Consider the following 22,464-nt stretch of genomic DNA (forward strand, 5'->3'; position numbering starts at 1 on the left):
ACATGGAGTAAAGTGTTCTGGGCATATACCTTAGGTGGTCATAGTGCAACAAACAGACGATACTTTTCAATGGAAGATTGCCGGTGAAGCAGGCTTTGGCATTATGAATTCAGGAGAGGTCTTTGCAAAGTGCTGCCTCCGTCAAGGGTTTCATGTCTTTGCCTATACCGAGTATCCATCACTTATCCGAGGAGGACACAATACCTTTCAAGTCCGCATCAGCAAACGAGAGGTTTTTTCTCAGGGAAAACTCATCAATCTTCTTGTTGCCTTAAACAAAGCATCTCTCGCTCTGCATATGGAGGAATTAGGAGAAGGCTCAATAGTACTCCACGAAGCTACTATCCCGCTTGATAAAGAGGTATATCCGCAGGTACAATCTTGCCCCCTACCTCTTAGTGGGATGATACGAGATCTTAAGCTCTTGCCCATCATGATTAACAATATTTGCCTTGGTGCGAGCATGGCACTTTGTGGCTGGAAAATAGAAGAACTGATGAGAATCATCGAAGAGAATTTTGCCCGTAAAGGTCAAGAAGTTGTTACAAAGAATCAAGAGGCTGCACGAGCTGGCTATGCATACATGCAAGAGCATTATCCAAACGCATGTGCTTTGCCTCCAGCATTGCAAGCAAATGTAGCGCAACCAAATTCACTACCGGGAAAACAGCTACCTCTACTGGTAACAGGCAATGATGCACTTGCACTTGGAGCTGTTGCAGCAGGCTGTAAGTTTTATGCTGGCTATCCCATGACACCAGCATCATCGATTTTAACGACGCTTGCCTCTTTTGCACATGAAGCAAGTATGATGGTGCGCCATGCCGAAGATGAGATTGCCGCAATTAACATGACCATCGGTGCTGGTTTTGCTGGTGTTCGAGCAATGTGCGGAACGTCTGGAGGAGGATTTTGCCTGATGACTGAGGGCTATGGTCTTGCTGCTATTACCGAGACGCCCATTGTTGTTGTTAATGCACAACGTCCAGGCCCAGCAACTGGCTTGCCAACGTGGACAGAACAAGGAGATCTGCAATTTGTGTTGCATCCTGCACAAGGAGAGTTCCCCATGGTTGTTATTGCGCCAGGAGATGTTGCAGAGGCCTTCACGTGTACGACAACAGCGTTTACCATTGCTGAAGAATACCAAACTCCTGTTATGATCCTTTCTGACAAGTACCTTGCTGAATCCTATAAAACAACAAAAGCCTTTCCCAGCGTAGCTATTCGACGAGGACTTTTGTTAGACAATGCAACGACTTCCACAAACACTGATTACAAACGCTACCGTGATACACCAACAGGAGTCTCTCCACGGGTACTTCCTGGTCAACCAGGAACACCTTTCCTTGCCAATAGCTATGAGCATGATGAGCATGGTTTCTCTACAGAAGATGCAGCAGAACGAAAAAAAATGCAGGATAAACGGATGAGAAAGTACCATGGACTTCGAGCAACTTTGCCTAAACCAGCATGGTATGGTCCTGCTGATGCTCCTCTCCTTGTTATTGGGTGGGGAAGTACTAAAGGACCTATTCTCGAGGCACTCCAACTTCTCGCAGAGGAGGGCATTTTGGTTAGTTTTTTACATCTCGTCTATATCAGTCCATTTCCAGCAGAAGAGGTTAAACCGAAAATAATGAATGCTGCATACACGCTGTGCATTGAAAACAATAGTACCGGACAAATGGCACAGTACATCCGTGAACAAACCGGAATGTCGGTAACAGAAATGCTTTTAAAATATGATGGAAGACCATTTTATCCTGAGGAAATTTACACGAAACTCGCGATGATCAATAAGGAAATAAATAATCCAAAAGGAAAAGGTAGACCGAGAGGAAAAAATAAAAACTAGGTGGCACCATGACTGTCCAACTTACTGATTTCAAGCTTCAGACACCTGACTGGTGTCCAGGATGTGGTGATTTTGGTATTTGGGGCGCTCTGAAAAATGCCCTTGTTCGCTTACAGATTTCGCCAGATAATGTTCTGATAGTGTATGGTATTGGTTGTCACGGTCATCTCTCCCATTTTCTTAAGAGCTATGGATTTGAAGGCCTGCATGGTCGAGCATTACCGGTTGCAGAGGGTGCTAAACTTGCAAATCATAACCTTAAAGTCATTGTATCAACCGGAGATGGTGATTGTCTTGGTGAAGGACTCTCTCATTTTATCCACACCATTCGGGGGAACCATGACATAACCTGTTTCATCCATGATAACCAAGTATATGGGCTAACCACAGGACAGACGTCTCCAACCAGTCCAAAGGGATATAAAACAAAAACAACTCCTGAAGGCGTCATTGAAGATCCTGTTAATCCTTTGACCGTGGCACTTGCAGCTGGCGCAACCTTTGTTGCTCGGGGTTATGCAGGCAATATGCCTCATTTAATTGAGCTTATGATAAAGGCCCTGCAACATAAAGGCTTTGCAGTTGTCGATATCCTCCAACCCTGCATCACCTTTAACAAAGTGAACACCTATGAATGGTTCCAACAACATACAACACTGCTCGAATCAACCTATAATCCACACGATAAAACAGAAGCATTTCGACGTGCACTTGCAACAGAATCCTTGCCACTGGGTCTATTCTATCAAGAAACAAAACCGACCTTTCATGAATGCCTCCCACAACTTGCCGACCAACCGCTTATTCACCAAAACATTGATTCCATCAAGCTTGCACCATTCCTCAAAGATTTCCGATAAAAGAGACTATAACGCACACCCCGTAACTGGTTACGCTCAGTTGACACGCAAGGAAGAGCATGAAGCTCTTCGGCGTGGCTATCCAGGCAACACGAAGGCCGCGAAGTGCAACTTTATGTTGCACCCTTTTGATCAAACTTCGGAAAATTTGGGGGGCAAGCCCCGTTGCGTCAGCGCCCATGGGCGTGCGACGAGCCGAGGCTCCTTCGGAGTGGCGAGTAGGCTGCTCGAGCAGCCGTCGCACTGCCACAACAGGCGCCATGACGTTAAAAAGTTTTGTTTCCAAACAGGTAAATGTGAGGTGATGAATTTGACAAACACAAAGCATTTCTCTTCAATGATTGAGCAGACAGCACGATTACAAGAACTCGCAGCATTAGCACGATATTATATTCTTATTTCAACAACTGAGGCTGGATCAGGGCATCCAACCTCCTCGATGTCAGCTGCTGATCTTATGACTGGACTCTTTTTTAGTGGTATTCTTAAAGCTGACCTTGATCATCCACAGCATCCCAATAATGATCGAGTTATTTTTTCAAAGGGTCATGCAGCTCCCCTCCTCTATGCACTGTATGCAGTAGCAGGAAAGGTCAGCAAAGACCAACTCTTAAGCCTACGAAAGTTTGGAAGCCCACTGGAAGGTCATCCTACCAAATGTTTTCCTTATACCGAGGCTGCAACCGGATCATTGGGCCAGGGACTAGCAATTGGAGTAGGGATGGCATTGAATGCAAAATACTGCGATAAATTACCTTACAAAACCTATGTTCTCCTTGGTGATTCTGAGATGAGTGAAGGATCTCAATGGGAGGCTATTGCGAGTGCTGCACATTATAGGCTCAATAACCTTATTGGCATTCTTGATGTCAATCGGCTAGGACAGCGAGGCCCCACTATGTATGGCCACGACCTTGATGCCTATGCACAAAGGTTAAACGCATTTGGCTGGGAAACGATCTGCATTGATGGTCACACCTTTTCTGAAATTGTTGAGGCCTTATACCGTGCACAAAAAGCATCCTCTCCCCTCATGATTATTGCAAAAACCATCAAAGGGAAGGGAGTTCATTTCCTCGAAGACAAAGAAGGATGGCATGGTGTTCCTGTTGCTCAAGAAAAATTAAAAGAAGCTATCCATGATCTTGGTGAGATTAATGAGACCATAAAAGGGGAGGTAGCACTGCCAGAAAATCTTCATCCGGTTTTGATGAAACCAAAAAAAGCACCTCCTATGGACTCTGATCCTGCAAAGCCTGTCGCGACACGAAAAGCCTATGGGATGGCACTTCAGCGTTTATATCAGCAATATCCACAACTTGTTGTGCTTGATGCAGAAACCAGTAATTCGACCTATGCGCAAACCTTTCAGCAAAAATATCCCGAACGTTATTTTGAGATGTATATTGCTGAACAGAATATGATCGGTGTTGCACTTGGACTTTCATTACGCGGAAAGATCCCCTTTGTTTCTTCATTTGCAGCATTCTTGACCAGGGCTTTTGATCAAATCAGAATGGGCCAGTATTCAGATGCAAATCTCAAAATAGTTGGCTCACATGCCGGAGTTTCTATTGGTCAAGACGGGGCATCCCAGATGGGACTTGAGGATATCGCCATGTTTCGAACCATTCATAACAGTGTTGTTCTTTACCCCAGTGATGCAGTTGCAACCGAAAAATTAGTCGAATTAGCACTTACCTATCAAGGAATAGTGTACCTGAGAACGACACGAAGCGATACGCCTATTCTCTATTCACCTAACGACGAATTTCCGTTGGGTGGTTCTAAAATTCTCAAACAGAGTAAAACAGATAGTCTGACGATTGTTGCTGCAGGAATTACCTTACATGAGGCACTTGCTGCCTATGAACTCCTCAAGAAAGAAGGGATACAGGTCAGAATCATTGATCTCTACTGTATTAAGCCGCTTGATCTTGCAACATTACAACAGGCACTTAACGAAACAGGCACATTGATTGTTGTTGAGGATCATTACCCTGAAGGTGGCATAGGAGAGGCGGTAAAAAGTGTTCTTGCTGAGGGAGATTACCAGGGCAGTGTGTACACACTTGCTGTGCGAAAATTGCCACGAAGTGGATCAGCTACAGAGCTTTTTGCGTATGAGGAGATTTCCCGTCAGGCTCTTGTTGAGAAAGTAAAGGCAATCTGCTCTCTAAAAAAGCAGCAAAAAAGCCAAGCCAAAAACAGGCAATTGAGATGATAAGTTAACCTATTTTAATAAAATTTATTTTGGTCTTGAATAATAATAACCACTAGCGTAACCTAATAGTCCTGTAACACCGCTAAATATGGCAAGCATAAAAGAAGTTCCATCTTTAAATTCAACCTTTCCAGACCATATCAAAATAAAACACATAACTAATACCAGAACGAAGATTATTAACGCTACCCAAACAAGTGAAGATGTCAATTTCTCTCTAGTACGGTTGTCAATATCTCCCGTTTGTTCGCCAACCGATTTTGATGATGCCATTTATAGTTTTCCTCTACTCTTCGCTAAAGAGATCTTAATTTCGCCACACTTATTACAAACATCTAGAATCACTGGTATCCCAACAGATGGCATGAAATTCACCTTGTCACCTTTTTTCTCGATCCTAGTTATTGCAAACAACTCATCAATTTCTTCCCATTCATGATTACAATTCTGCATCTTAATACCTCATAATAACTAGCCTATTACCTTTAATCTCAGGTGCTAAATACTCACCACCTTCCAAATTAGGCAGTTTAATAAGTTTATTTGGGATTACCACAAGGTACTTATAATAATCTGTTTCTCCATACTTCCTTCCGTACTGCTTAATCAGTCGCATGGAGAGACTTTGGGAACCGATTATTTATAAACATTTTGGTTCCTAAATCTACATGTTTTAACTTAGGTGATTAGATTCGAAAAATCATAATGTTTATATAGTATCCGGTCTTTCTTCCTCTATAGTTTTCTGTATAATGCTAAGGGGGATGAAGCAAGCGAAAAGGAGGATGAGCCAATGGTACTCAGCAAGAAGGTACACGAAGCATTAAATAAACAGATTAACAAGGAGTTTCAGTCTGCCTATATCTATTTGGCAATGGCAGCTTATTTTGATAGCATCTATTTACGTGGATTCCGGCATTGGATGGAAGCACAGGCAAAAGAAGAAGTCCATCATGGTATGAAAATATATGAACATATTCTTGAGCGTGACAGTACGGTAGTGCTGCAACCAATACAGGCACCTGCTCTTGCATGGAAAAGCCCTCTTGACGCAGTTACCGCGGCATACAAACATGAGCAGGAAGTAACGAAATCTATCCATCAAATCGTTGATGTTGCTCAAGCAGAGCACGACCATACAACTGAAGTATTTTTACAGTGGTTTGTCAATGAACAGGTTGAAGAAGAGGATGCAACACTTGAACTGCTGAAACGAGTAACTCTTGCCGGTAACGAAGGTGCTGGTCTCTTGCTGCTCGACGCTGAACTAGCTAAGCGTGAATGAATAGAGGAAACATATGCCTCTCTACTCAATAAACCCCTATACCGAAGCAACCAGTGCGACTATTCCCATGCATACGCTTGAAGATGCAAGGGAAATGATTCGACAAGCTCGGGCAGCACTGGAATCATGGAAGCAGACTTCTCTTAAAGAGCGCGCATCATTGCTCCATCGACTTGGAAGGGTTTTAGAAGAAAATGCTGAAGCGTATGCAGCGTTAATTACGACCGAGATGGGCAAGCCAATAAAAGAAGCAATTGCAGAGGTCAAAAAATGTGCATTGACTTGTGCCTATTATGCAGACAATGGAGAAACATTCCTCCATGACGAGAGGATTACAACCAATTATTCCAAAAGTTACGTGACGTTTGAGCCACTGGGGATAGTGTTTGCGATCATGCCATGGAATTTTCCTTTCTGGCAGGTTTTTCGTTGCGCTATTCCAGCAGTTCTTGCGGGAAATGTTGTTGTGCTGAAACATGCCTCGAATGTCCCGTTGTGTGCAAAAGAGATTCAAAAGTGTTTCAACGATGCAGGATTTCCGCAATCTGTTTTCACAACTCTTCTCATTGATGCAACAACCGCACAGCAGATTATTGGAGAAGATCTTATTGATGCCGTTAGCTTAACTGGAAGCAATGCTGCTGGATCAGAGATTGGAATGCTTGCGGGAAAATACATTAAACCGCTGGTTCTTGAATTAGGTGGATCTGATCCCTTCCTTGTACTTGATGATGCTGATATTGCAAAAGCAGCTACTATGGGGATCAAGGCCCGATTCATCAATACAGGGCAAAGCTGCATTGCTGCAAAACGCTTCATTATCATGGATACGGTTGCAGCTGCATTTGAGAAAAAGGTTCTCGAGCTGATGGAGCAGTTATCTATTGGCGATCCGCTAGACCCTAAAACTGATATTGGTCCTCTTGCGAAAGCCTCGTTTGTTCATGATCTTCAAAGACAATTACAGGCTACTGCTGCACCAGGAGGGATGATCAAAAGCAGAGGGAAGATTCCTTCTCAGGGATACTTCTTTACGCCAACTCTTGTAAAAAATCCTCCACGCACTTCTCCGGTGTGGTGTGAAGAAGTCTTTGGGCCAATCATGCCCATGGTAACCGTTGCTACCGAAGAAGAACTCATTCAAACGGCGAATGACACTCCTTTTGGATTAGGGGCATCTATCTGGAGTAGAAACATTACGCATGCAGAAACAATCGCAAAAAAAATACAGGCAGGATTCGTTGCCATCAATGACCTGGTAAAATCTGATCCACGTTTGCCCTTTGGTGGTATCAAAAAGTCCGGTATTGGCCGTGAACTTTCAGTCTATGGGATTAGGGAATTTGTCAATATCAAGACCGTCGTCATAGAAAATCCATAATCATTACAGAAACAATAAAGAAATAAAAGGAACAGCAATCAAGGTAAAAAAATAAGCGAGGCAGTCATGAAAGCATCTGATCTTTTTGTAAGACAGTTAGAGGAAGAAGGAGTTACGCATATTTTTGGATTACCTGGAGAAGAAAACCTTGATATGCTTGAATCCCTCCGCAAATCAAAGCAGATTACGGTAATCATTACCCGCCACGAGCAAACTGCTGCATTTATGGCAGCAACCTATGGAAGATTAACAGGCAAGGCAGGCGTTTGTTTCTCAACCCTTGGACCTGGTGCAACGAATTTAGTTACCGGAATTGCGCATGCACAGCTTATTGGAGCTCCTCTTGTTGCTATTTCTGGTCAGAAACCTGTGAAAGAAAATTGGCAGGGTAAATTTCAAGTCGTTGATATTGTTAGTTTAATGAGGCCGATTACCAAAGATGCTGTGTTAATTACTGACGCTGAAACCATCCCTACGGTACTGCGTAATAGTTTTAAGTTAGCAGAATCTGAGCGGCCTGGAGCAGTGCAGATAGTACTTCCTGAAGACGTAGCAACTGAGTCAACGAAAGCATCAATTCAGAAACGAACATCACCAGTTACACCCTTTTGCAATGATGCTGCACTCCAGGCAGCTGTTGAGGTCATTAATCAAGCTGAATATCCCCTGATTATTGTTTCTGCAGGTGCAAATCGAAGACGAATAACTGATGCACTTACCAAGTTTATCAATCATACAGGGATTTATGTCGTCCATACGCAAATGGGAAAAGGGGTCATTGATGACAGAAATGAATACAGCTTATTTGCAACCGGTATTCACAGTCATGATTATGTCAATTGCGGTATTGACAAAGCTGATCTCATTATCACCATAGGATATAATGTTGTTGAATACCCACCCTATGTTTGGAACAAGGATTTCAAAAAAAAGATCGTTACTATTGATGGCGTGCCTTCTGTTCTTGATAAGTATTACAATCCGGATGTTGAGGTTATTGGAGATATTTCTGTTACGTTGGAGAGGCTTACGCATAAGATTATCAAAAAAAGGTCATTTCCCCTGTTCAAGAAAACGCGTGATCTTATTGAGCAAAAGATGAACGAGCCAGCACCGCATCAATACCCACTTGTACCAGCTGAAGTCGTCCGCAATGTTCGTGATGCACTCGGCCAAGATGATATTATTGCGTTTGATAATGGAATCTATAAGTTGTGGTTTTCGCGATTATACAAGACCTACAAACCAAATACTTTTCTCGTGGATAATGCCCTTGCGACCATGGGAGCAGGACTATCTGTTGGCATAGCTGCAAAGATGTTGCACCCGGAAAAGAAAGTACTTGTTATTTGCGGTGATGGTGGTTTTATGATGAATTCTCAAGAGATCGAAAGTGCTTTACGCTACAAGATTCCTCTCGTCATTTTAATAATTAATGATAATGGTTTTGGCTTTATCAAGTGGGAACAACAGCATAAACACTTTCCGATCTATGGCATGGATTATGGGAATCCAGACTTTGTGAAATATGCAGAGAGTTATGGTGCACAAGGCATGCGCGTTAATAAGACAGATAATTTAGGTAAACTGTTAGAACGTGCATTTGCATTGCATACGGTTGTGGTCATTGATTGTCCCATTGATTACTCCGTAAACTACGATGTTTTTTCACGAGAGTTAAAGCAGCTTGTTTGTCCGATCTAAATGAAGGTTATGAAAAGTGATGGTTATGAAAGATAATAACCGTAATGAATAACAATGAGGGTGAAACTATGATTCAAGGAGATCCTTTTGGACCAGAAAAGGTTTTACAGGTGTATAATCCGAAACTCGGCATGCGAGGCGTTGTTGTTATTGACAATACTGCACTCGGCCCTGGAAAGGGTGGCATTCGTATGACTTCGACGGTAACGGTCGAAGAAGTTACGCAATTAGCCCGTGCTATGACCTGGAAAAATGCATTAGCTGATCTTCCCTTTGGGGGTGCAAAGTCGGGTATTCTTGCTGACAGCAAGCAGTTGTCACCACAAAAAAAAGAGCAGATTGTTCGCGCATTTTCAGAAGCCATCAAAGATGTTTGCCCAAAAAAATATATTGCTGGTCCTGATATGAATATGGCTGAACAGGATATGGCGTGGTTTGCAGAAGCAAATGGAGATATTCATGCCTGTACAGGAAAACCTGCAGCAATGGGAGGATTGCCCCATGAATTAGGAAGTACTGGCTATGGTGTTTTTCTTGCCACCAAAGTTGCTGCAGCAAAACTGTCTCTTGATCTCAAAAAAGTTCGTGTTGCTATTGAAGGATTTGGTAATGTTGGATGGTTTGCTGCTAAATTCTTGACTGACATTGGTGCTACACTCGTTGCTGTTTCTGACAGTAAGGGTGTTGTGTATGATCCTCAAGGACTGGACTTTGAGGAACTGGATCGCGTGAAGAAAAAAACAGGTTCAGTGGTTAATTACGCTCACAAAAAACAGACAAAAGAAAGTAGTTTTATTCTTACGATACCAGCAGATATTTTGATAACCGCAGCTGTTCCGAATTTAATTAGCTCTGGAGATGTCGATGCATTACCCTTTCCTCTCATTGTTGAAGGAAGTAACATTCCCATGACCTATGATGTCGAGGAACTCTGCATGCGCAAGGGCATTCTCGTCGTTCCGGACATTATTGCAAATGCAGGTGGTGTTATCAGTTCCTATGTCGAGACCATTGGTGGAACAGAGCAGCAGATGTTTCAACTTGTTGAGGAGAAGATCATTGCGAATGTTGATCTCACGCTGACGCGTGCACTGCAACAACACGTCATGCCACGACAAGCTGCCTTACACATTGCAAAAGACCGTGTCCTTGCAAAGTGTACTATCTGTGCTGTTGAAGGAATGACAAGAGAGATTAGCAAGAACAGTAAAAAAACGCGGTGAAAATATGACAACAAAAGAGGGAAAAAAACAAGTCACAGAAAAAAATGATGTAATCATTATTGGTGGTGGTATCTCCGCACATACAGCTGCCCTTTACACCGCACGAGCAAAATTAAGCCCTTTGGTTATTACAGGAACAGATCTTGATCAACTCTCAACAACCACAGCCGTAGAAAATTATCCTGGATTTCCTGAAGGCATTCAAGGTCCTCTCCTCATAGAGCTTTGCAAAAAACAGGCAGAACGTTTTGGTGCAGCATACATCAGTGAGGATGTTACAGGAATTTCTCCACTCCCTGGAAAGACTGAAACTGGTGCAAGTGGCTACAAAGTGATGACATCTTCTCAAGAATACCTGACAAAAACCATTGTCATTTGTACAGGTGCATCTGCACGGACACTTGGCATTCCTGGAGAAAAACAATTTTGGGCAAAAGGTGTCTCAACCTGTGCTCCTTGTGATGCTCCTTTTTTTAAGGATAAAGATGTTGTGGTTATTGGTGGCGGTGATTCTGCGATGGAAGAATCTCTCATGCTCACGAAATTCGCACGGTTGGTTACTATTATCCATCGTCGAGATGAATTTCGAGCAAGCAAAATCATGCAGCAACGTGTTTTAAGTATGACGGATAAAGTCAAGATTATTTGGGATACAACGATTACGGCAATTGTCGGCAACACCTTTGTTACTGGCGTCAAGACCAAGCACCTCAAAACAGGAAAGGAAGTACTTCTGCCGTGTGAAGGAGTTTTTCTTGCCATAGGCCATGATCCTAACACCAAATGGTTGGGAAAAAGCATTGAGCTTGATGATCATGGCTATATAAAAGTACACGGTGTTAAGACTTCTTTGCCGGGAGTTTTTGCTGCTGGAGATGTTATGGATCCTCGATACCGGCAAGCTGTGACTTCTGCAGGGACGGGTTGCATGGCTGCTCTTGATGCGGAACGCTATATTGAGCTATTGCATGCAACGCAATGAACGTGTTTACCTATGAAAAACGTGGAGACCTTTCAAGGAAAGATTATCCAGATCATTGAACACACGCCATTAATTCGAAGTTTCCAGGTAACCAAACCAGCACCATTTAGATTCATACCTGGCCAGTTTGCATCACTTGCTCTGCCGTCTGCAGTTGCCGGAAAGATTCAGAGGAGATCAATGAGCTTTAGCAGCTCTCCACTCCAAAAAGACTATCTCGAGTTCACCGTAAAAAAGTTTGGTGAATTTACGACAGCATTATTTGCCTTGCAGGTAGGAAATGAAGTCATGATTACTGGTCCTTTTGGTGATGACCTTCTCTTTACCGAAACTTCTCCACAGCAGCATCTTTTTATCGCTGGAGGAACAGGAATAACACCTTTTATGAGTGCCATTCGTTATGCCACCGAGAAAAAATTATCCCATGAAATAACGTTGTTGTACGGTTGTCCTGAATCAAAAGCTATCATCTTTCGTGATGAACTTGAAATGATCAGCAGGAAAAACAAACATATTCGAGTTATTTTTACCATTGATAAGCCAGAAAAAGATTGGGACGGAGAGGTTGGTTTCATTACCCCAGGTATGATTAAGAAATATGTTGATTTAACGCATGATTATCTTTGGTCGATATGTGGCCCCCCCCCTATGGTAACTAGTGTCGTGAATGGATTAACACCGTTAGGAATCAGAAAAGAACAAATCCGTACTGAACGATGGTAGTTTCATTTTTGTCTTGGTTCGATTCGATAATAAACTGAACACTGCTGACAGAAAACATTCTCGCTTTAAATCTTCAAGAACAACGTGTGTTTTTATTGTAAATTATATAAAATATATAAAAAGCTGGCAAGATTTTTCCGGAAAATCCGAACATAGATTTATTAACCCCTAATCATTTCTTTAGACTCGGGGTGTTAGTGTGATCTACATACGTCGATTATTGGTCTTAAGCATTCTGTTGATGTTTTTCGTAGGTATGCTTCCCTTAAGTTCTGCTCTTGTTGATGTTACCGTTAACCTGACGTACGATCGCAATGGCAATTTAATGCAAGATGCGAATTATTATTACCAGTATAACTCCGAGCATCAATTATCAAAAGTACGAGATAAAAATGCTACTGGTAGGATTCTTGCCGAGTATTGGTATGATCATCTTGGGGAGCGTTTAAAGAAGGTGGTGTATCATGAAGATGGCAGTAACACAACGACGTACTATGTTAATGAAAACTTTGTTCGAGAGATAGGGCCTGATGGTGTTGCACGCGATACTATTTATTACTATGATGATGAGGGTGTTCTTTTAGCCCGACAAGATTCAGATGGCAAGAAATACTTCTATCATCCTGATGCACTGGGCAGTACTGCTCTAGTGACAGATGAGGCAGGGAATGTGGTTGAAGAAGTTGAGTACTTGCCGTTTGGTGAAGTCATTGAAGGTGGCAATGATCGCTATTTGTTTACCGGCAAAGAAAAAGACAGAGAAACAGGATTGCAGTATTACAACGCTCGGTATTATGCCCCTGATCAAGCAAGGTTTATCCAGCCTGATTCTGTCCAACCGAATGTCTATGATCCACAGCAATTAAACAAGTACAGCTATGCCAGGAATAACCCGGTAAAGTATACGGATCCTGACGGACAGAATCTTCTTTTGGCGGTTGGAGGAATCTTTGTTGTAGGTGCATTTGACGTTGCTTATTTTGCGGGGTACGCTGGTAATATCTATGATCAGGTACAAAACATGGAACCTAATTCTATGTTGCCTTGGTACGACAATGTTAATTGGGATGAAGCCCATTCGGCTGGAAAAGAACTGGGCACTGACGCGGCTGTTGCAATAGGAGCAGAATTACTTTTGCATCAGGCAGCTCTAAAGTTTTCAGGAAGCAGTCTCAGTGGAAGTTCAGCTTCAGAGGAATTAGCCAGACTGAATAGAGGAGCTAATTCTGTTTCAAGCGAACTAGCCAGATTGAATAAAGGAGCAAACCCTAAAGCAGGAGTGACTGTTTTAGGAGATTATGAGTCAGCTGTTGAACTTGGCAGAGCAAATGGATGGAATTATCTTGATGTAGACTATTCAATCTACCAAGATCTAGAAAAAAATAATAAGTGGTGGACTCTAAACCAGCAGTTCTTAGATGAAGCTATAGCAAGAGGAGACAAAATAAGATTCTCAAGGTCAAGCGAGGGAAAACTTAGTAAGGGGTTTCAGCAAGAGATAGATTATCTTGATGCTAAAGGTTACATAATAGATAAGTATGAGGCTATTAAAAAACCAAGGTGAGAATTATGAATCTTGAAGAATATGGTGATAAGGAATATGTAAAGTTAGTTCAAAAGGTATTTAGAATATTATTTGATAAGTATAACTTCAAGATCATATATTCGAAGGGTTCTATTTCTTCCGGAGTTTGCATGGTTATCCTAGAATCGAAAAAATGTCGGGTAAGGATTTTTAATCAGAGGAGAGAAATTAGTGTTTGTGGTTGTCACTTGGATATACCCTTTAAGAAGATAATTGGTAAAGATGAAAACACATTTTATTACGAAGACTTATGGTCTGATTTTTCATTACTCGCTGCATTTACTTCAAAAAATACAAAAAAGGAGTGGAATTATCCAACTCCTGACTTTCGTGTTGAGGAATTAAGAGATCTTGAAAATCTAATGGTTAAAACAGAGAGGATTCTTTTTCCTTACTGGGATCAAATCTTTGATTTTTTTTCAAAGGAAGGTTATAAAAAAAGAGAAAAAGAGTTTGATGCATTCCTTACAAGAAGAGCTAAGGAGAAATGGGGAGATTCATGGAAAAAGAGTGGAAAAATAAATAGTTAGGACAAAAATAATATTCGGAATTATAAAGAACAAAGAGATGTGGTAAAGGGTATTTAAGGAGTAGGGGGATTAGAAAATGAAGGACGAAACAAAACATATTCTTGGCGAAGTAGTGGAGATTTTAAGTGAATATGCTTTAGAGGCAAAAAAAGAATTTGAAAAAAACAAACAAACCAAAGAATCCGAATTTTATAGGGGCATTCTCATAGGATATTATCGTGTGTTAAGCACAATAAAAGGCCAGCTAGAAGGGTTTCAGGTAAACTTAAAAGACATAGGTTTTAACATAGATCAAGAAAAGGATTTGTTGTCTGGCGTAGAACCGAAAAAGACTGCTTCACAACGAAAGTAAGTAAAGCAACAATGAAAAACACCAAAAGTATTCATCTGATTTCGGCAATTGTTATGATGCTGTTCATTTGTAGTTCCATTTCATTCGGTGAATCAGAAAATACTGTTCTTGCGACAGGGGACGAGACACTTCCTGGGGAAGATGAACCCTCAGCAGAGCAGCCTGCTCTTGACCAGCATACGCAAGCGGATACTGAAGAAACAGAAATGGCTCAAACGCTTGACCAGAAATCTATGACTCTCCCTTATGTTTATGATCCTGCAGTTCCACAGCAAGGTAAATTAGAATCCTCGTCAATGTTTAAAACGAGTCTATACACTGGTGCTGCAATTTATTCTTATACTATTAACGTCCCACCGGGGATAAATGGATTAGAACCACAGGTGAGTATTTCATATAATCATCAAAATACAGAGAACGGTGGTTTCTTGGGTAGAGGATGGTCTCTCTCTCAAAATTATGTTGATAGAGATGTCCATTACACTTCTGAAAATATTAGCGATGATACCTATCGATTAGTATTTGATGGACAATCCTACGATCTTGTTTATGACTCATCAAATGGAACATATCACACCAAAATTGAAAGTTTTATCCACATTACAAAAGAATTTGGTGGTATGAATGAAAAGAAGGAATATTGGAAGGTAGAAACGAAAAATGGAAATAACTATCGATTTGGCTTTAACTATGATTCTGAGTTGTTATCGAACCAACACAATTTTGTCTGGAGGTGGAGTCTGGATTTAATTAATGATACTCATGGAAACTCTATATTTTATACATATCAGGAGAACCCACATCCAAGTGATATAGGGGCTGTTTACCCCTCTCTGATTGAGTATAACAACAATAAAGAAAGGAAGATCCAGTTTATTTTTGAGTCAAATAATCGACCCGATTTGACAACGATTTATGATGATGGAAATAAAGTAAGCTATTCGAGAAGATTAAAGGACATCATTCTTTTCATAAATAGTGATTTAGTTATGAGATATACTCTTAGTTACTCTTCCTTTAACTATTCCTCAGAAAGTTTTGTTTCAAGAATTACTCAGTACGGAAACGATAATAGCACCGCATTGCCAGCAACAACTTTTTCTTATGTACAAACAAATAATGGTTGGTTCGAGAATGATTCTTGGGAACCACCCCTTTGTTACACTAATCGTGAAGGTGTAGATTTTGGAGCTCGGTTTTTAGACTTGAATGGTGATGGCTTAACTGACATTCTTTATGGTCGTGATTTGAATAGTTGTAGTGGTGAAGATCGAAAGGCTTGGTTGAACACCGGTTTTGGTTGGCTAGAGAATGACTCTTGGGAGCCACCTCTTTGTTACAGCAATCGTGAAGGCGTAGATTTTGGAGCTCGGTTTTTGGATTTAAATGGTGACGGATTACCTGACGTTCTTTATGGGAGAGATCTTAATAGTTGCAGTGGTGACGATCGAAAGGCATGGCTTAATACTGGTTATGGTTGGCTCGAGAATGACTCTTGGGAGCCACCTCTTTGTTACACTAATCGTGAAGGTGTGGATTTTGGAGCTCGTTTTTTGGATTTAAATGGTGACGGATTAACTGATATTCTTTATAGCAGAGATCTTAATAGTTGTAATGGTGATGATCGAAGAGCATGGTTGAATAGCGGTTCTGGCTGGCGAGAAGACACTGCTTGGAAACCTCCTTTATGCTTTGGTAATCGTGAGGGTGTTGACTTTGGAGCCAGATTTTTAGACTTAAATGGCGATGGCTTAACTGACATTCTTTATGGTCGTGATACGAATAGTTGTAGTGGTGATGATCGAAAGGCATGGCTTAATACTGGTTATGGTTGGCTCGAGAATGACTCTTGGGAGCCACCTCTTTGTTACAGCAATCGTGAAGGTGTGGATTTTGGAGCTCGATTTTTGGATTTAAATGGTGATGGATTACCTGACGTTCTTTATGGGAGAGATCTTAATAGTTGCAGTGGTGACGATCGAAAGGCATGGCTTAATACTGGTTATGGTTGGCTCGAGAATGACTCTTGGGAACCACCCCTTTGTTACACTAATCGTGAAGGTGTAGATTTTGGAGCTCGATTTTTGGATTTAAATGGTGATGGATTACCTGACGTTCTTTATGGTCGTGATACGAATAGTTGTAGTAGTGAGGATAGAAAAGCGTGGATTAACAAGGCTCAAAAATCTTATTTACTTCATAATATTACCAATGAATTTGGTAGTACTTTCACAGTTGATTACAAACCATCTACCTATCTCAACAATACCGGTAATGACACGTTAAGTGATCTTGGTTTTAATGTATGGGTTGTGGCTAATGTTAGTGAAGATAATGATCTGAATGGGAACCATGGTCTTTTTTCAATTACTACCTATAATTATTCAGGAGGAATGTATGATTACAAAGATAGAGAATTTAGAGGATTTAGTTATGCAGAAGAAAGAAAAAATGATAGTGTTGTCAAGCATTGGTTTTACCAAGATGATGCTCGGAAAGGTAATGAATACAGAACCCAAACCGTGAATCGGAGTGACAGTACGTATCAGATAACTGAGCGTGAATTTAATACAAGAGAAAAAGGCGGATATTTTATTGTTACGCTTAACTCAAGCAAAGAGTTCATGTATGATGGATATGCTAATAATCCCAAAATAACAGATGCATTCTTTACTTATGATGACTATGGAAATATCCTGCAGCAATTTAATAAAGGTGAAGTTTCAGTATCCGGAGACGAGACCTACCAACAATTTACTTATCTCTATGATACTGAACAATGGATTCTTGATAAACCTCTTAGTGTAACATTATTAGATGATGCCTTAACAAAAGTGCGGCAGGTTAATTACAGTTATAATACTTATGGAGACGTTATTAAAGAAGAGCATTGGTTAGAAAGTAAAAATAATCCTACAATACAGTATACGTATGATTCCTATGGAAATCTCATTACTGAAACAGATGCAAATGGTCATACAACATACTATGGTTATGATGTAAGCCATACTTTTATAATTAACACAACAAACGCGAAAGGTCAGGTAGCAACGTATGCTTATTATCCTGGAACAGGAAATCTTCTCTGGAAAGAGGATCCAAATCATTACAAAATAACATACACCTACGATGTCTTTGGCAGGTTAGTAACAGAAATACAACCGTATGATTCTGACAGCTCTCCTACGAGAAGGTATAGGTATGACATCGATGGTGTTGCACCAGAGATGATAATGGTTAACACAAAAGAAAATGGTACCAGTACCTATGATACTTACCAGTATTATGATGGTATGGGACGACTTATTCAGGTAAAAAGTGAATCACAAGGAAGTGATTTTATAACAAAAGATCTTTACTATGATGAATCTTTCCGAATAGAAAACGAAAGCAATCCATACTACACCTTGTCTTCCGAATATTCTCTTCCCAAGGAGGAGATTAATAAGAGTAAGTATCGGTATGATGCTCTCAGCAGGACAACAGGTATTAAAAAGCCAGATAATAAAGAAATCAATACCATCTACAATCGATGGAATATATCTATCCGTGATGAAAATAATCGTCAGCGAGATTATCTCAAGGATGCCTATGGAAATATCGTTAAAGTTATTGAATATAACCAGAATGAAACCTATACAACAACCTATCAATATAACGATGCTGGAGATTTGCTCAAGATCACGGATAATGAAGGAAACACGATAGAATACATCTATGATTCTCTCGGAAGAAAAATCAAAATGATTGATCCAGATCTTGGAATCTGGGAATACGGATATGATCCAAATGGAAACCTCATTAACCAGACTGATAATGAAGGGAATATTGTCCGAATAGCATATGACCAACTTGGTCGAATCATTACTCGACAGACTTCTGAAGGAACAACCCGCTATTACTATGATGAAGAAACCACTGGCACACTTTCACGGGTTATCGCCCCCAGTTTTTCATTGCATTATTATTATGACAATCGTTTGAGAACAACAAAAGAAGAGAAAACTATCGAAGGTATAGGGTTTGTAATAGAATGGTATTATGATTCTATGAATCGAGTTATTTTGGAAATGCTTCCTAGAGGAAAAACAATATCGTATCTCTATGATACTCAAGGAAAATTAGATCAGATCCCTGACGTTGTTGAGATAAATTACAATGCGCTCAGTCAACCTACTGAGAGAAACTATGAAAATAGTCTTGTTACTCAGTTACAGTATTATCCAGAAAATTATCGTATACAAGGTATTACTACAGGCACTAAACAGGATTTACATTATACCTATGATAATATAGGAAATGTTATTACCATCAATGATCGAAAAAATGATAACATCAAGAATTTTACCTATGACTGGTTGGATAGGTTAATCGGAGCATCAACTTCGAATCTTCATAATAAAGAATATAGTATTACTTATGATTACGATAGCATTGGAAATATAGAGACTATACATCTTGACAGTCAAAACGACGATTATCTTGAACAGTACACCTTAAACTTTAGCTATGGCATGAACCCTGTCCATGCCCCTTCTGGTGTTAGGTTTTACTATCCGAACCGTCACATTCCTGAACTCTTTGTTCCAAACCAAGTCTTTTTTGAAGACTTTGGAACTGGTCAGATTAATCTCCAGGATTACAGTCGTGATAGTGATGGTGATTTGTTAACCTTTTCTCTGCTGGAAGAAAGCCCAACAACGGTTGATTGTACACTTGTTGACACCACGTTAATATTAACCTCAAATCCAAACTGGAATGGGTTGACCAGCTGTACGCTTCTTGCCGACGATGGTAGACTAGGAAAAACCAATCAGACGATCATGATTAATGTGACGCCAGTGAATGATGTCCCTGTTCTTGCTGTACCCCCACAAACCATGAACGAGGATGCAGGGACGTCCTGGCTTAATCTTGACATCTTCGCATCTGACATTGAGCATGATCCTCTACTCTTCCGTGTTATTGATGAACGACCTGCTGAAGTTGAGTGTACCATTGTTGGATCCACCTTGTCGTACCGACCTTCATTGAACTGGAACGGTCAAACCAGTTGTCTGCTTGAAGTTGATGATGGCAAAAACAAATCACAGGATGTCTTCCAGATTACGGTTTTACCAGTTAATGATCCTCCGACGTTAGCATTGCCTACAAAGATTATTGATGAGGATTCAGGACTCTCTACGTTAGACTTGACGCTCTACGCAGATGATGTTGATGGCGATCCGTTGTTGTTTATGCTCACCAAAGAGAACAGAAGTGCCGTGGATTGTGCAGTCTATGGCAATATGTTCAGCTATCAGCCGGTATTGAACTGGTATGGTACGAGTACTTGTGATGTAACTGTGGATGACAATCATGGTGGGATTGCCCAAGACACGATGATGGTTACCGTACTTCCGATCAATGATGCTCCTTTCTTGTCCTTGATTCCTCCACTAACCGTTAGTGAGGGCAATATCCTCTTCCAGCCTCTGTATGCCTTTGATGTAGAGAAAGATCCACTCTACTATAACATCAATGATTCTCGCTTTAGCTTGAATGGAACGATGTTAAAATACACAACGCAAGAAGGTGATGCAGACAATTTTACACTGAGAGTTTCTGTTGATGATGGGATGAATACGACGATACAAAACGTTCCTGTCATAGTTCAGCCATACAATGGTACGATTACTACGTTTGTTGGTGGTGGTACGGAAAAGATCATCACCTATCAACTACCAGGAACAGAACAAACGTATGTGAGAATTAAAAAGAATATCATCATTACCAATGCATCCCTTATATTGAAAGGATTTGATTAAGAGGATGGCGTATAAAGAAGACTTTATTACCTTTCAGTCAACTCTCTTAAATATAATAATTCCCTCAAAAGACGCATTAAAATCCTCTACTTGCCCGAAGGAATGAAAAGGTATTTCTGCTCTAGTTTGGTCTTGCCAGTACACATGGAGTGTTTTATAGGCTTCATAACTATTCCCATCCTTGGATAAATAATCCACAAACTCTTGAGAATTTTTTCTCCAACCGAAAAAAATAATCCAGTCTGGCACTGCTTTCTCAATAAAGAAGCTAGGATTTAATGCAATAACTGTATCTTTTTCAAGATGAGTATCCTTATCTAATATTCCACAGAATATCACTTTATGGCCACTATAGAACATAAGCGGATAATTCATATAACTTGGAGAGACGAAAACACAATCGTCCTGTTGTGCATTCTCCTTAAGAAATTGATCAACTGCTTCATAAGACGTAGTATAGTCATTATGGATCTCTTTCATATATTTAATCAAATTATAATCTATTGTTGGTTCTAAAGGATTTATTGATAATAGGTTGGTAAAAACCAGTAATGGAATTATCAGTATAAACAGAGCCTTACTTCTGGCTTCAATGAATGATAAGAGTATGGCAGTGAGTGCTGCAAAAAAAGGCAATGTTAGTACGATATATCTCATATTTGCTACGAAAGTAATTGAGACTGGTTGAGGTGATATAAGAACCATAAACAACACGAACAAGAGTACAAGGGTTATCCATTCTTTTATTAATGTATAAATCCCTAGATATTTAGGAGATCTCTTAGTTATATACACAAGATAAACAAGTCCAACAGCAACTATCCATGGTAACCAGTTGAAATTATTTAAATCTCGAATATGCCACAGGAGTAATGTCGCTTTGCTCATTAACCAAGAATCTGAACCATTGTATACTGTGGTAGCTTTGTTGAATAATCTGAAGTACAGAAAATAAGGAATAGTAAATAAACAGAAAGAGGTAAAGATAGCTATGAGATATTTCACTTCTGATTTTTTAAAATGGAATAGAAAGTGGACTGCAAATAATGCTGCGATAAACGCGGTAGCAAGAAAATGCGCATAAAACAGTAAGATCATTGTTACAATTAAGCCTATGAGATATTTTTTTTCCAAAGAATTGAAAAACTTCAAATAGAAATAATAAACGCACAACGATAGAAACATCACTAGCGCAAAATATCTCGCCTGCCTGATGTAGAGCAAAAAGGAAGGAGAAAGTATGTAGAGCATAAGGGCAACGAACATTATTTTCCGGTTCAATTTTAATTCGCGAAGTATAAGGAGAAGTATGAATGTAGAACAAAATCCAATAAAGGCGAAAGGTAATCTTGCAGCAAGTGTTGATACACCAAAAATAGCAAAACTGAGGGCAGTAACAAAGAACTGCAATGGTGGCATGTAAATATCATTTAGGTTCTGGTCTAACTCTAATCCATTTCTATAGCCATACAGATTCCGACCGTCCCAGCCAGTTAATTTTCCGGTGTTAAGAAAATTCTTTGCTATGATAGCAGTATTTGCTTCGTCATCCCAGAAATAATTATTATCTAGTCCTTGGAATGTAAGGTAAGCACCTATGAGTATTATGAGGATAAAGTATTTTTGTTTTAGAATTAGATCACGAAAATTCTTAATGCTCATTTGCTTCAGAATGTCCATTCTGTACTTGCAACAAGCTATTACATATAAATGTTTTTCAAATGTTTGATGCATTTATAGTCCTGTTATCAGTATGGACACGGCAATTGTGGAAAGTAAAGCAGCAAGAGAATAAAAGAAATTAAAATAAGGTTTAACGTAAGACTATTTCGTTACCATCATCTTCCTCGTTGCTGTACCTTCTGGCGTTTGTAAGCTATAGACATACACTCCTGAAGGAACTCCTTGTGCATTCCAGGTGACAGCATGCTTTCCAGGTGAAAGAACACC

17 protein-coding genes are annotated in these 22,464 nt (G+C 40.3%); 13 read left to right on the plus strand and 4 right to left on the minus strand.

Going from position 1 to position 22,464, the window contains the following annotated elements; genetic code table 11:
• Positions 1-43: 43 nt before the first annotated feature.
• The 3 genes from HYW21_00910 to HYW21_00920 all read left to right on the plus strand — a co-directional run bounded on the left by HYW21_00910 (position 44) and on the right by HYW21_00920 (position 4,942).
• On the plus strand, positions 44-1,858 hold the full coding sequence (locus tag HYW21_00910) for a 2-oxoacid:acceptor oxidoreductase subunit alpha (GenBank protein MBI2547886.1): 1,815 nt from the start codon (positions 44-46) through the stop codon (positions 1,856-1,858).
• Positions 1,859-1,866: 8 nt separating this feature from the next.
• Positions 1,867-2,718 (plus strand): 2-oxoacid:ferredoxin oxidoreductase subunit beta, encoded by an 852-nt coding sequence (locus HYW21_00915; protein ID MBI2547887.1) that lies wholly within the window; start codon positions 1,867-1,869, stop codon positions 2,716-2,718.
• Positions 2,719-3,055: 337 nt separating this feature from the next.
• Positions 3,056-4,942, plus strand: a complete 1,887-nt coding sequence (locus HYW21_00920) for a transketolase (GenBank protein ID MBI2547888.1) — start codon at positions 3,056-3,058, stop codon at positions 4,940-4,942.
• A gap of 24 nt (positions 4,943-4,966) precedes the next feature.
• On the opposite strand, the gene HYW21_00925 is transcribed toward HYW21_00920, so the two are convergent.
• Together HYW21_00925 and HYW21_00930 are read right to left on the minus strand one after the other, a co-directional pair.
• Positions 4,967-5,215: a hypothetical protein gene (locus HYW21_00925; GenBank protein ID MBI2547889.1), complete on the minus strand. Its 249-nt coding sequence runs from the start codon at positions 5,213-5,215 to the stop codon at positions 4,967-4,969.
• Between the two features lie 181 nt (positions 5,216-5,396).
• Entirely contained in the window at positions 5,397-5,558 is a 162-nt protein-coding gene (locus tag HYW21_00930) for a hypothetical protein (protein MBI2547890.1), read from the minus strand.
• Between the two features lie 177 nt (positions 5,559-5,735).
• Between HYW21_00930 and HYW21_00935 the strand changes: the two genes are divergently transcribed.
• The 10 genes from HYW21_00935 to HYW21_00980 all read left to right on the plus strand — a co-directional run bounded on the left by HYW21_00935 (position 5,736) and on the right by HYW21_00980 (position 20,514).
• Complete coding sequence (locus HYW21_00935) at positions 5,736-6,227, plus strand: ferritin (GenBank protein MBI2547891.1); 492 nt, start codon at positions 5,736-5,738, stop codon at positions 6,225-6,227.
• 13 nt (positions 6,228-6,240) lie between these two features.
• Complete coding sequence (locus tag HYW21_00940) at positions 6,241-7,608, plus strand: NAD-dependent succinate-semialdehyde dehydrogenase (protein MBI2547892.1); 1,368 nt, start codon at positions 6,241-6,243, stop codon at positions 7,606-7,608.
• Positions 7,609-7,674: 66 nt separating this feature from the next.
• Positions 7,675-9,312: an acetolactate synthase large subunit gene (locus HYW21_00945; GenBank protein ID MBI2547893.1), complete on the plus strand. Its 1,638-nt coding sequence runs from the start codon at positions 7,675-7,677 to the stop codon at positions 9,310-9,312.
• 68 nt (positions 9,313-9,380) lie between these two features.
• Positions 9,381-10,535 carry a Glu/Leu/Phe/Val dehydrogenase gene (locus tag HYW21_00950; GenBank protein ID MBI2547894.1) on the plus strand — a complete coding sequence of 385 codons (1,155 nt, stop codon included), beginning with the start codon at positions 9,381-9,383 and terminating at the stop codon, positions 10,533-10,535.
• A 4-nt stretch (positions 10,536-10,539) separates the two neighbouring features.
• Entirely contained in the window at positions 10,540-11,517 is a 978-nt protein-coding gene (gene trxB, locus HYW21_00955) for a thioredoxin-disulfide reductase (protein ID MBI2547895.1), read from the plus strand.
• Between the two features lie 12 nt (positions 11,518-11,529).
• Positions 11,530-12,240 carry an FAD-dependent oxidoreductase gene (locus tag HYW21_00960; protein MBI2547896.1) on the plus strand — a complete coding sequence of 237 codons (711 nt, stop codon included), beginning with the start codon at positions 11,530-11,532 and terminating at the stop codon, positions 12,238-12,240.
• A 199-nt stretch (positions 12,241-12,439) separates the two neighbouring features.
• Positions 12,440-13,804: a hypothetical protein gene (locus HYW21_00965; GenBank protein ID MBI2547897.1), complete on the plus strand. Its 1,365-nt coding sequence runs from the start codon at positions 12,440-12,442 to the stop codon at positions 13,802-13,804.
• A 5-nt stretch (positions 13,805-13,809) separates the two neighbouring features.
• Positions 13,810-14,355 (plus strand): hypothetical protein, encoded by a 546-nt coding sequence (locus tag HYW21_00970; GenBank protein ID MBI2547898.1) that lies wholly within the window; start codon positions 13,810-13,812, stop codon positions 14,353-14,355.
• Positions 14,356-14,431: 76 nt separating this feature from the next.
• Entirely contained in the window at positions 14,432-14,707 is a 276-nt protein-coding gene (locus HYW21_00975) for a hypothetical protein (protein MBI2547899.1), read from the plus strand.
• 53 nt (positions 14,708-14,760) lie between these two features.
• The gene (locus tag HYW21_00980; GenBank protein MBI2547900.1) at positions 14,761-20,514 is read left to right on the plus strand and encodes a tandem-95 repeat protein; all 5,754 of its coding nucleotides are present in this window, start codon (positions 14,761-14,763) and stop codon (positions 20,512-20,514) included.
• A gap of 33 nt (positions 20,515-20,547) precedes the next feature.
• Here the strand turns inward: HYW21_00980 and HYW21_00985 are convergent, their stop codons facing one another.
• The gene (locus tag HYW21_00985) at positions 20,548-22,194 is read right to left on the minus strand and encodes a glycosyltransferase family 39 protein (protein ID MBI2547901.1); all 1,647 of its coding nucleotides are present in this window, start codon (positions 22,192-22,194) and stop codon (positions 20,548-20,550) included.
• Positions 22,195-22,338: 144 nt separating this feature from the next.
• On the minus strand, positions 22,339-22,464 hold a 126-nt coding region (locus HYW21_00990), incomplete at its 5' end, for a T9SS type A sorting domain-containing protein (GenBank protein ID MBI2547902.1).

The organism is Candidatus Woesearchaeota archaeon, from assembly GCA_016187565.1.
Lineage (GTDB): Archaea > Nanobdellota > Nanobdellia > Woesearchaeales > JACPJR01 > JACPJR01.

What these genes read in the sequence shown, in the direction of transcription:
- HYW21_00925 (MBI2547889.1), bottom strand. Translation starts at nt 5,215, where the DNA reads ATGGCATCATCAAAATCGGTTGGCGAACAAACGGGAGATATTGACAAC.
- HYW21_00915 (MBI2547887.1), top strand. Translation starts at nt 1,867, where the DNA reads ATGACTGTCCAACTTACTGATTTCAAGCTTCAGACACCTGACTGGTGT.
- HYW21_00950 (MBI2547894.1), top strand. Translation starts at nt 9,381, where the DNA reads ATGATTCAAGGAGATCCTTTTGGACCAGAAAAGGTTTTACAGGTGTAT.
- trxB (MBI2547895.1), top strand. Translation starts at nt 10,540, where the DNA reads ATGACAACAAAAGAGGGAAAAAAACAAGTCACAGAAAAAAATGATGTA.
- HYW21_00985 (MBI2547901.1), bottom strand. Translation starts at nt 22,194, where the DNA reads ATGGACATTCTGAAGCAAATGAGCATTAAGAATTTTCGTGATCTAATT.
- HYW21_00945 (MBI2547893.1), top strand. Translation starts at nt 7,675, where the DNA reads ATGAAAGCATCTGATCTTTTTGTAAGACAGTTAGAGGAAGAAGGAGTT.
- HYW21_00980 (MBI2547900.1), top strand. Translation starts at nt 14,761, where the DNA reads ATGATGCTGTTCATTTGTAGTTCCATTTCATTCGGTGAATCAGAAAAT.
- HYW21_00940 (MBI2547892.1), top strand. Translation starts at nt 6,241, where the DNA reads ATGCCTCTCTACTCAATAAACCCCTATACCGAAGCAACCAGTGCGACT.
- HYW21_00930 (MBI2547890.1), bottom strand. Translation starts at nt 5,558, where the DNA reads ATGCGACTGATTAAGCAGTACGGAAGGAAGTATGGAGAAACAGATTAT.
- HYW21_00920 (MBI2547888.1), top strand. Translation starts at nt 3,056, where the DNA reads ATGATTGAGCAGACAGCACGATTACAAGAACTCGCAGCATTAGCACGA.
- HYW21_00970 (MBI2547898.1), top strand. Translation starts at nt 13,810, where the DNA reads ATGAATCTTGAAGAATATGGTGATAAGGAATATGTAAAGTTAGTTCAA.
- HYW21_00975 (MBI2547899.1), top strand. Translation starts at nt 14,432, where the DNA reads ATGAAGGACGAAACAAAACATATTCTTGGCGAAGTAGTGGAGATTTTA.
- HYW21_00960 (MBI2547896.1), top strand. Translation starts at nt 11,530, where the DNA reads ATGAAAAACGTGGAGACCTTTCAAGGAAAGATTATCCAGATCATTGAA.
- HYW21_00935 (MBI2547891.1), top strand. Translation starts at nt 5,736, where the DNA reads ATGGTACTCAGCAAGAAGGTACACGAAGCATTAAATAAACAGATTAAC.